This window comes from Dyella sp. LX-66, assembly GCF_018599165.1.
GTDB classification, from domain to species: Bacteria; Pseudomonadota; Gammaproteobacteria; order Xanthomonadales; family Rhodanobacteraceae; genus Dyella_D; species Dyella_D marensis.
Genome location: NZ_JAHFVJ010000010.1, coordinates 32,078 through 45,741, shown reverse-complemented (window position 1 = coordinate 45,741; position 13,664 = coordinate 32,078). Strand labels below are relative to the sequence as shown.

General features: G+C 68.3%; 13 protein-coding genes. 6 read left to right on the top strand and 7 right to left on the bottom strand.

Annotated features, from left to right (window positions below; all coding sequences use genetic code 11):
- Positions 1-8 precede the first annotated feature (8 nt).
- Positions 9-5,693 carry a putative Ig domain-containing protein gene (locus KK141_RS17570; protein ID WP_250901836.1) on the bottom strand — a complete coding sequence of 1,895 codons (5,685 nt, stop codon included), beginning with the start codon at positions 5,691-5,693 and terminating at the stop codon, positions 9-11.
- A 464-nt stretch (positions 5,694-6,157) separates the two neighbouring features.
- Here KK141_RS17570 and KK141_RS17565 point away from each other — a divergent pair, with 464 nt between their 5' ends.
- Genes KK141_RS17565 through KK141_RS17550 form a run of 4 tightly spaced genes read left to right on the top strand, consistent with a single transcriptional unit; the run spans position 6,158 to position 8,331 of the window.
- A complete protein-coding gene (locus tag KK141_RS17565) occupies positions 6,158-6,661 on the top strand; it encodes a tail fiber protein (RefSeq protein ID WP_214571091.1) in 504 nt (167 codons plus the stop codon).
- Between the two features lie 14 nt (positions 6,662-6,675).
- Positions 6,676-7,206 (top strand): tail fiber protein, encoded by a 531-nt coding sequence (locus KK141_RS17560; protein ID WP_214571092.1) that lies wholly within the window; start codon positions 6,676-6,678, stop codon positions 7,204-7,206.
- 31 nt (positions 7,207-7,237) lie between these two features.
- Complete coding sequence (locus KK141_RS17555) at positions 7,238-7,771, top strand: tail fiber protein (RefSeq protein WP_214571093.1); 534 nt, start codon at positions 7,238-7,240, stop codon at positions 7,769-7,771.
- The gene (locus tag KK141_RS17550; RefSeq protein WP_345777578.1) at positions 7,768-8,331 is read left to right on the top strand and encodes a GNAT family N-acetyltransferase; all 564 of its coding nucleotides are present in this window, start codon (positions 7,768-7,770) and stop codon (positions 8,329-8,331) included. The genes KK141_RS17555 and KK141_RS17550 overlap by 4 nt, the downstream gene beginning before the upstream one ends.
- Here the strand turns inward: KK141_RS17550 and KK141_RS17545 are convergent.
- The 4 genes from KK141_RS17545 to KK141_RS17530 form a co-directional block, all read right to left on the bottom strand.
- Positions 8,324-8,620, bottom strand: coding sequence for a hypothetical protein (locus KK141_RS17545; RefSeq protein ID WP_167252992.1), 297 nt, complete (start codon positions 8,618-8,620; stop codon positions 8,324-8,326). The two genes, KK141_RS17550 and KK141_RS17545, sit on opposite strands and share 8 nt — an antisense overlap.
- Before the next feature lie 82 nt (positions 8,621-8,702).
- A complete protein-coding gene (locus tag KK141_RS17540) occupies positions 8,703-8,933 on the bottom strand; it encodes a hypothetical protein (protein ID WP_214571094.1) in 231 nt (76 codons plus the stop codon).
- 12 nt (positions 8,934-8,945) lie between these two features.
- The gene (locus KK141_RS17535) at positions 8,946-9,560 is read right to left on the bottom strand and encodes a glutathione S-transferase family protein (protein WP_214571095.1); all 615 of its coding nucleotides are present in this window, start codon (positions 9,558-9,560) and stop codon (positions 8,946-8,948) included.
- A 3-nt stretch (positions 9,561-9,563) separates the two neighbouring features.
- Positions 9,564-10,517 carry a pyridoxal-phosphate dependent enzyme gene (locus KK141_RS17530; RefSeq protein WP_214571096.1) on the bottom strand — a complete coding sequence of 318 codons (954 nt, stop codon included), beginning with the start codon at positions 10,515-10,517 and terminating at the stop codon, positions 9,564-9,566.
- A gap of 119 nt (positions 10,518-10,636) precedes the next feature.
- Between KK141_RS17530 and KK141_RS17525 the strand changes: the two genes are divergently transcribed.
- Positions 10,637-11,107, top strand: coding sequence for an Lrp/AsnC family transcriptional regulator (locus KK141_RS17525; protein WP_214571097.1), 471 nt, complete (start codon positions 10,637-10,639; stop codon positions 11,105-11,107).
- Positions 11,108-11,110: 3 nt separating this feature from the next.
- Here the strand turns inward: KK141_RS17525 and KK141_RS17520 are convergent, their stop codons facing one another.
- Positions 11,111-11,785, bottom strand: coding sequence for a DUF1275 family protein (locus tag KK141_RS17520; protein WP_214571098.1), 675 nt, complete (start codon positions 11,783-11,785; stop codon positions 11,111-11,113).
- A gap of 79 nt (positions 11,786-11,864) precedes the next feature.
- Positions 11,865-12,566, bottom strand: coding sequence for a pirin family protein (locus KK141_RS17515; RefSeq protein WP_214571099.1), 702 nt, complete (start codon positions 12,564-12,566; stop codon positions 11,865-11,867).
- Positions 12,567-12,738: 172 nt separating this feature from the next.
- Here KK141_RS17515 and KK141_RS17510 point away from each other — a divergent pair, with 172 nt between their 5' ends.
- Positions 12,739-13,656, top strand: coding sequence for a LysR substrate-binding domain-containing protein (locus tag KK141_RS17510; RefSeq protein ID WP_214571256.1), 918 nt, complete (start codon positions 12,739-12,741; stop codon positions 13,654-13,656).
- Positions 13,657-13,664: the final 8 nt, after the last annotated feature.

Sequence of the window (13,664 nt, the reverse complement as noted above, 5' to 3'; positions counted from 1 at the left end):
CCTTCATCTTACGGATCGAACTTCTTCTCGACGCCCAGCTGGATCGACTGGTTGTCCCGCGTACTGTTGTCGAGCAGGTTCTGGTACTCCAGCCGCATCGACCAGCCCTTCAGCGTCTGCAGCATCACGCCCGCGCCCACCAGGGTGTGGTTGCGGTTGGTGTTGCCCAGCGCCGCCTGGTACAGCGGGCCGCCCAGCAGATCCGCGTAGCGCATCGCCGCGATGCTTGCGCCCTGGAAGTCGTGGCGGAATTCCGCCCGCAGCTGCGGCATCCACACGCCGTAGTCGCGCTTGACCATCCACTGGGCGCGCAGGCCCAGCACGCCGGTGCTGGTCTTCACGGTCTGGCGCTCGTACTGCAGCGCGTAGACGTTGTCGCCGTGCTCGGTGTAGCTGTCGAGCGTGGCGCGGGCGAAGTCGAAGCGGCCGTACGGCGAGATCAGCATGCCGTCCTCGGTGCGGTGCTCGTAGCCCACCGAGAGCGAGGCGAAGTACTGCTTGCCGTCGCGGCTGCCGGTCACCGTGTTGCCGTTGTCGGTGACGTAGCGGCGCGAGTCGAACGACATCTTCTGGTAGCCGATCAGCGCGTCGACATACACCAGCGGCACCGGGCGGTAGCTGCCGTACACCGCCGCGCTGTAGGCGTCGACCGTGCTGCGGCTGTCGTGCTTGCCCACGTCGGAGGAGTCGTGGCCGTAGCCGACGCCCACACCCGCCGCGAAGTTGTCGCCGAAGGCACGGTCCGCACCCAGGCTCACGCCCGAGGTGGTGAAGTCGATGCCGTTGCTGCTGCTGCCCGGCAAGGTCTTGCCGAAGTTCACCGCGCCGCCGGTCCACACCGACCACGTACCCGGCTGGCCCGCGGCACCGGAACGCTGGCCCTGGCCCGGCGTCGGCTCGTCCGGCTGCACCAGGAAGCGGCGGCCCCAGTCGTCGTCGCGGCCGCGCAGGCCCGCCATCGGATCGCGGTTCTGCCGTGCGCTGGCCGAACTGAAGCTGATGCCGTTGCTGAAGCCGCCGCCACCGGCGCCGGTGTGCAGGGTTTCCAGGCGGCGCTGGAAGTTGTCGATCTGGCCCACCGCCAGGCGGCGTGCCGAATCGGCCTGCGCCTGCAGGATGCCCAGCACTTCGGCGTCCTTCGACGGGTCGCTGCGGCCGGTCACGGTGATGTTCACCGTCGCCGTGGCCGAGGTGGCGTAGGCATTGCTCAACGTGTAGCTGACCTGCGCCTGGCCGCTGTAGCTGTTGGCCGCGGTGAACTCCAGCGTGTAGCCCGAGGTGCCGCTGTTGTGGATGTGCGCGTTGCCCGCCGCGGCCGGCGACACCGAGATCAGCGTGGCGCCGGTGAACGGACCGCCGTGTGCCGCCGTGGTCAGGTCCACCTGCACCGTGCGGCCGGCCACCACGTTGGCGGTCAACGCCGCCGGCAGCGGGATCGGATTCACGGTAACGGTGATGTGCGCCGGCGTGGAGGTGCCGAACGGGTTGGACAGCGTGTAGTCCATGCCCACCGCGCCCGACGCATCCTGCGGCGCCGTGTACACGATGTCGGTGCCGCTCACCGCCGCCGTGCCCTTGGCGGGCGGCGTGGTGATGGCCACGCCGGTGAACGGCGAGCCGGTGGCGCCGGCGGTGGCGTGGATGGTGACCGACTGGCCGGCCAGCACGGTGCCGCTCTGCGCCGCCGCGACCGGCACGGCCAGCGGCGTCACGGTGACGGTCACCGTGGCGGGCGCCGAGGTGCCGCCGGGGCCGGTGGCCGTGTAGGTGAAGGTGTCGGTGCCGAAGAAGTTGGTCGCCGGCGTGTACACCGCATTGAGGCCGCTCACCGTCGCCGCACCGTGCGCCGGAGCCTGCGCCACCGCGATGCTGGTGATCGGGCCGGTGTCGTTGGCGGTGACGTTGATGGTGACGGGCGCGTTCGCCGGCGTGGTGGCGGTGTCGTTCACCGCCACCGGCACCGGCTGGTTGATGCCCACCGTATAGGCCTGGCTGCCGGTGAAGCCGTTGGTGTCGGTGGCCGTGACGGTGAAGCTGTAGTTGCCCGCCGCGGTCGGCGTGCCGCTGATCGCGCCCGCACTGCTCAGCGCGATGCCGGGCGGCAGCGCACCGGTCGTGAGGCTGTAGGTGAAGCTGCCGCTGCCGCCGGTGGCGCTCACCGTCTGGCTGTAGGCCACCGCCACCTGGCCGCCCGGCAAGGTGGTGCGGGTGAAGGTGATGGCCGGCGCGTTCACCGTCACCGTGTAGGCCTGGCTGCCGCTGAAGCCGAAGCCGTCGGTCGCCTTGACGGTGAAGCTGTAGGGGCCGGCGGTGGTCGGCGTGCCGCTGATGACACCGGTGCTGCTCAGCGCGATGCCTGGCGGCAGCGCACCGGAGAGCAGGCTGAAGGTGTAGCCGCCGTTACCGCCACTCGCAGTCAGCGGCTGGTTGTACGCGACACTGCCGGTGAACGCCGCCAGGGTGGTCGGCGTGATGACGATCGTCGGCGTATTCACCGTGACGGTGTAGGCCTGGCTGCCGGTGAAGCCGAAGCCGTCGGTGGCCTTGACGGTGAAGTTGTAGGTGCCCGGCGTGGTCGGCGTACCCGACACGATGCCCGCGCTGCTCAGCGCAATGCCCGCCGGCAGCGCACCCGCCGAGAGGCTGAAGGTGTAGCCGCCGTTGCCGCCGCTGGCCGTGATCGTCTGGCTGTAGGCGACGCCGCCCGAACCCGCCGGCAGCGTGGACGGGGTGAGCGTGATGGCCGGCGCGTTCACCGTGAACGTGTAGGCCTGGTTGCCGGTGAAGCCGTGGCCATCGGTGGCGGTGACGGTGAAGTTGTAGGTGCCGGCCGTGGTCGGCGTGCCGGACAGCACGCCGCCGCTGGTCAGGCCGATGCCAGGCGGCAGCGCGCCAGCGGAGGGGCTGTAGATATAGGTGCCGTTGCCGCCGCTCGCGGTGATCGTCTGGTTGTAGGCAACACCGCCGGTGCTGGCCGGCAGCGTGGACGGCGCCACGATGACCGTCGGCGCGGCCAGCACCAGGGCGACCGGCTGGGTCGCCGTGAACGGCGCGTTGGTGCCGGTGCTGCTGTCGGTCGCCTGCACGGTGAAGTTGAAGGTGCCGGCCACCGTCGGCGTACCGGACAGCACGCCGCTCGACGACAGCGACAGGCCTGCCGGCAAGGTGCCCACGCTGAGCGCGTAGGTGTACGTCGGCGTGCCGCCGCTGGCGGTGAAGGTGTGGCTGTAAGCCGCTTCCGCCGTGCCGCTGGCCGGTGCGGCGGAAGTGAACACCACCGTGCCCGCACCCACCACGCCGCTATAGGCCTGGCTGCCGGTGAAGCCGCCGCTGTCGGTGGCGGTGATGGTGAAGCTGTAGGCGCCCGCCGCGGTCACCGTGCCGCTGAGCACGCCCGAGCTGCCGTCCAGGCTGAGGCCTGCCGGCGGTACACCGGCGCTCACGTGGTAGGTGAACGTGGTCGGATGGCCTTCGGAGGCGGTGATCGCCTGGCTGTAGGCCACGCCCACCGACGGTGCCGGCAGGCTGCCCGGCGACAGCGTGATGGTCGGCGCGACGATGGCCAGCGTGTAGCTGCTCGATACATGGAACGGTGCGTTGGTGCCGGTGGAGTTGTCGGTTGCCTGCACCGTGAAGTTGAAGTTGCCGGCCGCGGTCGGCGTGCCGGACAGCGTGCCGGTGGACGACAGCGTCACACCCGGCGGCAGTGCGCCCGCGGTCACCGCATAGGTGTAGGGCGAGGTGCCGTTGGCCGCGGTGAAGCTGCCGCTTACCGCCACGCCGGCCGTGCCGTTGATGGTGGTGCCGGAGGTGGGCGTCAGCGTCAGCGTCGGTGGGTTCACCGTCAGCGCATAAGGACTGCTGCCGGTGTACGGGCCCGTGCCGGTGCTGCTGTCGGTCGCGGTGATGGTCAGGTTGTAGGTGCCGGCGCCGGTAGGCGTACCGGTGATCGCACCGCTGCTGCTCAGGCTCAGGCCCGGCGGCAGCGAACCCGCGGTCACCGCATAGGTGTACGTGCTGGTGCCGCCGGAAGCCGTCACGTTCTGCGAATAGGCCCCAGCCACCGTCGCGTCGGGCAGCGAGGCCGGCGCGAGGGTGATGGTCGGCGCGCTCACCGTCAGCGTCAGTGCACCGCTGGTGGCGCTGAACGGACCGGTGCCGCCGCTGCTGTCGGTGGCGGTCACGGTGAAGTTGAACGTACCGCCCGCGGTCGGCGTACCCGACAGCGTGCCGTTGCTGGCCAGCGTGATGCCCGCCGGCAGGCTGCCGGAAGCGATCGTGTAGCTGTACGGCGCGGTGCCGCCGGTGGCGCTCGCCAGCGAGCGGCTGTAGGCGGTACCCACCGTGGCCGGCAGCGGATTGGTCGGCGCGTAGTTGATGGTCGGCGCGGCGATGGTCAGCGTCAGCGTGCCGCTCACCTTGTTGAACGGACCGGTGCCGGTGCTGCTGTCGGTGGCGCGCACGGTGAAGTTGAACGTGCCGTTCGCCGTGGGCGTGCCCGAAAGCGTGCCGTTGCTCGCCAGCGTGACGCCGGCCGGCAGGGCGCCGGAGGCGATGGTGTAGCTGTACGGCGTCGCGCCGCCGCTGGCGCCGGCGACCGACTGGCTGTACGCCACGCCGACGGTGCCGGCGGTCGGGCTGGACGGCGTGTAGGTGATGGTGGGGGGCGAGACGGTGATCGTCGCCGTGGCCGGTGCCGAGGTGCCGGTCGCATTGGTCGCCGTGTAGGTGAAGCTGTCGGGACCTGCGTAGCCTACGGTCGGCGTGTAGGTGATCGAAGTACCGCTCGCGGTGGCCGTACCGTGCGCGGCCTGCGTGCCGACGGCGACGGAAGCCGGCGCGCCGCCGGTGATGTTGAGGGTGATCGGGTTGTTGGTGCTGTTGTAGGCGACGGTGGCGCTGACCGGGTTGGCGACCGGGGGCGGCAGGGTCACTACGTTGATCGACAGGGCGTTGCCCGAGAAGAACCCGCTGTTGTCGGTCACGCGCACGAAGAAGTTCGTCGTGCCCTGGGTAGTGGCCGTGCCGCTGATCGTGCCGTTGCTCGCCAGCACCAGGCCAGGCGGCAGCGTGGAGCCGCTGTCCATCGCAAAAGTGTAGGGAGCCGTTCCTCCAGCCGCGATCAGCGTGAAGCTGTAGGGCGAACCGATCACCGCGTTAGTCGGCGTATTGGTAATCGTGATGTTCGCTTGGGCGACCGTGATCGAGTAGCTCGCCATGCCGGTGACCGGGGTGGCGGCGCTGTCGGTCGCGGTGATCGCGAACGCAAACGTGCCTTGCGCCGTGGGCGTGCCGGAAATGCTGTTGCCGGTGAGCGTCAGGCCGGAAGGCAAGGAGCCGCTGGTGACTGCGAAGGTATAGGGCGCGGTGCCACCGGATGCACTCAGCGTAGCGCCCGCATAGGCAACGCCTGCCGTACCCGACGGCATGGTCGCCGGCGAGATCGTGATCGGCGAAGTCGCGGGCTGGATGTACAGCGTCACGAGGACGTTGTGGGTGCCGGAGCCGTCGTCGAACGCGAACGTATCCGTGGTGGCGCCATCGCCGCTGTTGACGTAGGTGATCTTGGAGGCGCCATGATTGGTCGTCGTCGCCGTGCCGTGCTGCGCCGGCGTCGTCACGTCGTTGATGCCGAAACCGGCTACGGCCTGGCATGACGAAGCATCGATGATGATGGTGCCGCCCGCGGGCATCGGCGATCCGGCACTCGCATTGGAAGGCGTGAACGTCGCACATGCAGCACGCGTTATTCCTGGCGCCGCCAGCATGACGCATAGCAACAGGAAAGCTGTCCAACGGCCGAATACGCTACGGCCGAGCCCATGGCGCATCGCGTCGCGATGCTTCGACTCCGTATGCCACATGACTTGTCCCCTGCTTGCCCGTCTTCCCAACGGGCGGGCGCCTGGCGGCGCCAATGTGAAAGCTGCCGTGGCTCGTGAACGAGCAGCCGCGGTACCGGACCCCCTCCGCCGGACAGCTGTGAGCCTTGCCTGGCGGTCCTGCACCTTCCCCTAAGTGCTTACCCTCCTTGGGCAAGCAACGCAATATTGTGACCTTGCGCACGAAGTGCTTGTCAAGATGCCGCCCTCGCGCGACATTTAAGCGATCCGGCCAGGGGCTCTTTAATCGCCGGCACAACCAAGGGGGAAAACTCATGTCACAACCCTTTCTCGGGCAGGTCATGCCCGTGGCGTTCAATTTCGCGCCCAAGGGATTCGCATTCTGCGGCGGGCAATTGCTGCCGATCGCGCAGAACCAGGCGCTGTTCTCGCTGCTGGGCACGTACTACGGCGGCAACGGCACCACGAATTTCCAGCTTCCCGATCTGCGCAGCCGCACGCCGGTAGGTTCCACCAACGGCGCGGATATCGGCCAGATCGGCGGCGTCGAGAACGTCACGCTGCTGCCCACGCAGATTCCCGCGCACACCCACGGTTTCAGCGGGACCACGACCGCCGGCGGCACACGTATTCCTGCCGGCAACGTCCTGCTCGGCGGGACGGGCGCGCAGAAGGTCTATGGCAGCACCGGCGGTCCTCAGATTCCGCTCAATGTGCTCGCCAATGCCGGCCAGACGCTGCCGCATCCCAACCTGCAGCCATACACGGTGCTGAATTTCTGCATCGCGCTCAATGGCGTCTATCCCTCGCGCAGCTGACCGGAGTTCCTGCCATGTCCCAACCTTATGTCGGGGAAGTCCGCCTGTTTCCTTACAACTTCGCGCCGAACGGCTGGTTCGACTGCGACGGACGCCTGCTGCCCATCTCTGAATACGAGGTGCTGTACACCCTGCTCGGCACCACCTACGGTGGCGACGGGGTGAACACCTTCGGCCTGCCGAACCTGTGCGGCCGCGTGCCGATTCACCAGGGCACGGGACTAGGGCTGGGCACTTATGTACTCGGACAGATGGCCGGCACCGAATCGGTCACGCTGATCTCCAGTCAGATGCCTGCGCATACCCACGCCTTCTATGCCGCGAATTCGGCGGCGAGCGGGACCGCGCCGGCCGCCAATCTCCAGCTCGGCTCGGTCAGCGGCGACACGCTGTACACGAACAGCATCGCCGGAATCTCCGGCGGCCTCCTGGCGCCGGCAGCCGTCGGTCCCGCGGGGGGCAACCAGCCGCACGACAACACCATGCCGTCATTGGTCGCGCGCTTCTGCATCGCGTGGGCCGGCGTCTTCCCGTCGCAGGGTTGACGCTCATCGAGCGATCACAAGGACCAACATCATGAGCGATCCCTTTCTCGGCGAGATCCAGATCTACGGTTTCAACTTCGCGCCCTACAACTGGGCTCAGTGCTCGGGACAGCTGATGCCGATCCAGCAGAACACGGCGCTGTTCTCCCTCCTGGGCGTCACGTTCGGCGGCAATGGCACGTCCAATTACCAGCTGCCGAACTTCATCGGCAACGCCGCCTGTGGCCAGGGTTCGGGACCCGGGCTGACGCCGCGCACCATGGGCGAGACCTTCGGCTCGGACAGCGTGACTCTGATCTCCACCGAGATGCCGACGCACAATCACGGCGCGACCATCTACAACCAGCCGACCACAGCCAATCGCACCGGCATTCCGGCCGCCGGCTATGCGGTCATCACGCCGGAGAACGTGCAGATACTTGCCGTCGGCACCACGCCCAACGTCAACTTCCCGCCGCAGACGATCGGCGCTGCGGGCGGCGGCCAGGCGCACCAGAACCAGCAGCCCTACCTCACGCTGAACTTCTGCATCTGCCTGTCGGGTGTCTTTCCGACTCGTCCGTGAGCAACACAGCAACACTGACCTTTCCCTCGTTGCGGGCAGCCTGGCTGCCCGCAACAGGGAAAGACCTTCCGCCAGGCCTGAGCTGGCGCGAAGCGCAAAACGCGGACCTGCCCTTCTTCCGCGAGCTCTACGCCGATGTGCGCGCCGACGAACTCGCGCTCACGCCCTGGCCCGAGGCCGTGCGCAAGGCCTTTCTCGACAGCCAGTTCACCTTGCAGCACCAGCACTACACAGCGCACTACCAGCCGTCGGATTACCTGGTGATCGAAGACGCCGGCACGCCGATCGGCCGCCTGTATCTGCATCACGACGGGCGGGAAGCCAATGTCATCGACATCGCCCTGCTCTCGGCCACGCGAGGCCGCGGCTTCGGTTCGTCATTGCTGAAGCTGGTGCAGCAGACCGCGCACCGCGATGGCCTGGCCAGCGTGATGCTGCACGTCGAGCACCGCAATACCGGCGCGCGCCGGCTCTACGAACGCATGGGTTTCGCCGTGGAGGAAGATATCGGCAGCCACCTGCGCATGCGCTGGATGGCCACCGTGGCCGAGCTCAGTTGAACAGCGCCTGGTAGATGAAGCCGGTCTGGTCGCGCGCGACCGGCACCAGGAAGATGCCGAACTCGCCGATGCTGGCGTGCTTCATCTGGTAGATCTTCTGCGGAAACACGATCGCCGCCTCGTGGCGGAACAGCAGCGAGAACGGCGAGCGCACCATGCCCTGGTACTGCTGCACCGGCAGCGGCCGCGCCTCCACCAAAGCAAACGGTGCGTTGCCGTCGTGATCCAGGGCGACCGTGAAGGTCTCGCCCACATGTCCCGCGAAATGTTCCAGAGCAAAGAATTGCATCGCGCCGCCCCCTTACGCCGCTGATGGAATGGGCGCCGAGTGTCGCACAGAAGCCGCGGCGAATCGCGTGTCGGCAGCGCCCTTACTGCATGTGCACCAGCCCGCTGCCGATGCCCTGGCACAGCCGCAGCGAAAGCTTGCGACCGTGATCGAGCAGGCGGCGCATGGCCTCGCCGCTGGTCGCGGGTGCGGCGTCCGGATGTTCGGCGGCCTCCTCCGTTACCAGGCGCTGCGCCAGTTGCGGATCGGCGACGTAGCCATGCAGGAACAGCAGCGCGGTCCATAGCGAAGGCTTGGATGATGTCGGTTCCATGGAAGTCTCCACTCAGTCGTGCGTCGCACCGCTCAAGGCGGTGGCTTGCATGGAAGGACGCGACGAGAACCGCTCGTACCACGCGGCGAGGCGCGGGCGGCCGGCGCGGAAGTCGTAGACCTCGCGGAATTCGATCCAGCTCAGCGCGGTGGCGAGTGCGATGGTGCCGAGGTCGACGGCGTCTTCATCGATCTCGCGCTCCAGGTAATCGCAAGTGGCAGCGATCTTTTCGCGATACGCATCGACCAGCACCGGCCAGCGCAGCGCCTCCGGCCTGCGCTCGATATCCCAGCGCGCCGCAATACCCGCATCGGCGATGCCTTGCGCCAAAGCCTGCATGCGCAGCACGCCGTAGCGCGCGGCAGTCTGCGTGGGGATCAGCTTCGGTCCGCCATGCAGACCATCGAGGTATTCGCAGATCACGCCGGAATCGAACAGCACCTCGCCATCGTCGAGCAGCAGCACCGGCACCTTCCCCAGCGGATTGACCGCATACACCGCTTCGTTGCGCCGCGTGGGGCTGGTTTCGTGATGGATCACCTCGAGCTGGCCCGCCAACTCGGTTTCGTGGGCGGCGACGAGCACCTTGCGGGCATAAGGCGAGTGAGTCTGATAGAGGAGTTTCATGGGTCAGTCCGCGAGCAGCTGCTCGCGCAGCGAGGGATGGATGTTCCTGCCGCACAGCACGGTGGCGGCAAGGCGGCCGGCGTAACGCGCCGGCTCGGCGAGGATGGCCGCCACGCCGGCGGCGCCGGCCGGCTCGACGACCATGTCCAGGTGGCGATAGAGCAGGCGCATCGCACTCATCAGCTGCGCTTCGTCCACGGCAACGACGCGGTCGCAGCAGTGCCGCAGCTGCGGCAGTCGCGAGGCGATCGGTACGCGTACCGCGATGCCGTCGGCGATGGTATCGGCGCGCGCGGTTTCGATCGCGTGTTTCGCTTCGAGCGAAAGCTTCATTGACGGCGCACCCGCGGCGACCACCGCCACAATCTCGGCGGACGGTAAGCGCGCACGCAGCACCGAGCCGATGCCTTCCAGCAGCGCGCCATTGCCCAGCGGCACCAGCACCACCTCCGGCGCGGCTTCAGCAAGCAATTCCGTAGCAATCGTTCCAGCGCCTTGTGCAATCGCCGGCTCCGCACCGTCTTCGACAAAGCGCAAGCCTTGCTCTTGCGCATAGCGGCGTGCGGCCGCTTTCGCGGCATCGAAGTCCGCACCGGCAAGGCGCACGTCCGCACCGAGTGCACGCATCGCATCGAGCTTCGCGGGATTGGCGGTTTCGGCGGCGAACACCGTGCAGGCATGGCCGCGGCGCGTGGCAGCGCGTGCCAGCCCTTGCCCGAAATTGCCGGCCGAGGCGGAGACGATGGCTTCGCCGGGATGCAGGGCCGTGGCGACGAACCACTCCGTGCCGCGGCCTTTGAATGAACCGATCGGGTTATCGGTTTCGTCCTTGGCAAGCAACGTGCAACCCAGCGCCGCATCGAGTCCGGCGCTGGTGCGTATCGGCGTGCGAAGAAAGACCGGATCGATCAAGGACGGAGCGGCATGGACGCCGTCCAGCTCCAGCAGGGTGCTCATACGATGCGCTCACTTAAGTTGCGAAGGCTGACCATGCTAGGGTGGCGCCGCGCGGCAGGGCCGCGTCCGCTGTACGCACGGCGGGTTTTTCCCCCGACCTTCGACGAGACCGCGCGGCCATGCCCACCGCCCTGGATAAATTCGACCGCCGCATCCTGGCCATCCTGCAGCTCGATGCGCGCCGCTCGGCCGAGCTGATCGGCGCGGAGATCGGCCTGTCCGCCTCCGCCGTGCAGCGGCGCATCGCACGGCTGCGCGAGGAAGGGGTGATCGTCGCCGAGGTGGCCATCGTCGATCCGAAACGCGCGGGACGTCCGCTCACCCTGATCGTCGACGTGGAAGTGGAACGCGAACGCCCCGAACTGCTGGCCAGCCTGAAGCAATGGATCGCCGCGGAACCGGCGGTGCAGGAAGCCTGGTACGTCACCGGCGAAGGCGACTACGTGCTGGTGGTCAGCGCGCGCGACGTGGAGGACTACGACGCCCTGATGCAGAAGCTGGTGGCGGACAACGCCAACGTGCGGCGCTTCCAGACACGCGTGGCGCTGGGCACGCTCAAGCGCGGCGTGCTGGTGCCGATCGAGGAATAAGGCCTAGGCGTCGCCGGCCGTATCGCCATGGCACAGCGCCGCCAGCACCAGCAGCGGCGGCAGCGCGAAACACCACATGCCGGCATAGCGATACAGCAGCGCCGCAGCCGCGCAACCGGCCGCAAACGTCAGCACCGCGCCGCCCATGCGCATCATCCGTCCGCGTGCCTCCGCACGTTGCTCATCCGGCACGCCGTGCAGCAGGTCGGCCACGTCGAGCATCAGCTGCGTCGTGGTGCCCGTCATCATGGTGGTCGGTGGCGCCTTGCCCAAGTGCACGCGCTGCACCGCGTTCTGCACCGCCATGCCAGCCACCAGCACCAGGCCGGCGAACATCGCCGCCGGCGCATCGCCCTGCTCGAAATGCCCATGCCAGATCGCCACGCCGCCGCCCAGCACCAGCAGCACCAGCTGGATCGCCAGCAAGGTGCGGAACACCGGCCGCCCGGCCGCGACCAGCCGGTAGCGCAGCAGCCGCGCCAGGATCACCGCCGCGCAGAACGTCGGCAGCGCCAGCAGCTTGGTGACGATGCCCGTGGCGCCCATCACCAGCGCCGCGCCGATGGTGACGAAGTTGCCGGTGACGTGCGCGGTGAACAGGCCATGCATGGCCAGGAAGCCGGCGGTGTCGGTGTAGCCGGCGGCGAAGCTCAGCAGGGTGGGTACGGTGAGTTTCATGAGCGGGCGTTCCGGTGCAGGGTTACCGCGTGGCGCATGAGCTTCGCACCAACACGGCAACCGTTGTCACCGCCGCCGCTCAGCGCGGCAGGTCGAACACCAGCAGCTCGGCATCGCCGCTGCCTTCCAGCTCCACCGACGCGGCGTCCTTCAGCTGCAGCGCATCGCCGGCGTTCAGCACGGTGCCGTTGACGGTGACGCTGCCGCGCGCCACGTGGACATAGCCGAGCCGGCCCGGGGCGAGCGGGTGGGCGAGCTTGTCGCCGGCCGCCAGGATCGACGCGTACAAGTAGGCGTCCTGGTTCATGCGCAGCGAGCCGTCGCGGCCATCGGGCGAAACGACCAGGCGCAGCTGGCCGCGCTTGGAGGCTTCGTCGAAATGCTTTTCCTCGTAGCTGGGCTCGACACCCTGGCGCTCCGGCATGACCCAGATCTGCAGGAAGTGCACCGGCTCCTTGGCATCGTGATTGAACTCGCTGTGGCGCACGCCGGTGCCCGCGCTCATGCGCTGCACGTCGCCGTAGCGCAGCACCGAGCCGGTGCCCAGGCTGTCCTTGTGCTCCAGCGCGCCGCCGAGCACGTAGGAGATGATCTCCATGTTCTGGTGGCCGTGCGTGCCGAAGCCCTGGCCGCCGGTGACGCGGTCCTCGTTGATCACGCGCAGCGGGCCGAAGCCCATGTGGCGCGGGTCGTAGTACTCGGCAAAGGAAAAGGTGTGGCGGGAAGACAGCCAGCCGTGCTCGGCGCGGCCGCGTTCCTGGCTCTTGCGGACTTCCAACATGGGATGCCTCCGTAGTTATGTGCGATGGATTCGATGACTCGCCAGCCCGGGCCAACCCGCCCCAACAGGCCTTGTTTTTCTTGTCATCGCGCCCTGATGGAGAGAGTATGGGCGCCCGCGCCGGCACCGAAAAGCGAGTAGATTGCCGGTCTATCATCGAGAATTTCGAATGTTGCGCCTGAGCCTCGACGCCCTGCAGATCCTGGACGCCATCGACCGCCGCGGCTCCTTCGCCGCGGCCGGCAAGGAGCTGCACAAGGTGCCCTCCACCATCTCCTACACGGTGGCCAGGCTGGAGGAGGAACTGGGCGTGCAGCTGTTCGAGCGCGCCGGCCCGCGCGCCGACCTGACCCAGGCCGGCAGCGTGCTACTGAAGGAAGGCCGCCACCTGCTGCGCGCCGCGCAGGACCTGGAAGCGCGCGTGCGCCGCGTGGCTTCCGGCTGGGAGACCGAGTTCGCCATCGAAATCGACTCGATGTTCGCTCCCATCGCCCTGCGCGAGGACATCGAGGCGTTCTGCGCCGTGGCCGACCGCACGCGGCTGCGGGTGGGGCAGGAAGCGCTGTCCGGCACCTGGGAGGCGCTGCTGGAGCGCCGCGCCGACCTGCTGATCGGCGCCGCCGGCGAAGGCCCTTCCGGCGGCGGCTACGTGGCCGAGCCGATGGGCTCGCTGCCGTTCGTGTTCGCGGTGGCGCCGGATCATCCGCTGGCCGCGCTCGACCGCCCGCTGGGCCGGCTGGACCTGCAGCAGCACCGCGCCATCGCCGTGGCCGACAGCGCGCGCAAGCTGGTCTCGCGCACGGTGGGGCTGGCCTTCGGACAGGAGGCCATGACCGTGCCGGATATCCGCAGCAAGCTGGATTTCCAGCGCGCGGGCCTGGGCTTCGGCTTCCTGCCCGAGCCCTACGCGCGCCCCGCGATCCGGGCCGGCGAGCTGGTGGTCAAACAGGTGGAAGAACCCAAGCCGGCCGAGACCTTCTACCTGGCCTGGCGCACCGGCGAGGAGGGCGCCGCGCTGCGCTGGTGGATCGAGCGCGCGCGCCGGCCCGGCACGCTGGAGCGCCTGCTCGCGCTATCGTTCTGCCATTGACCGGATGA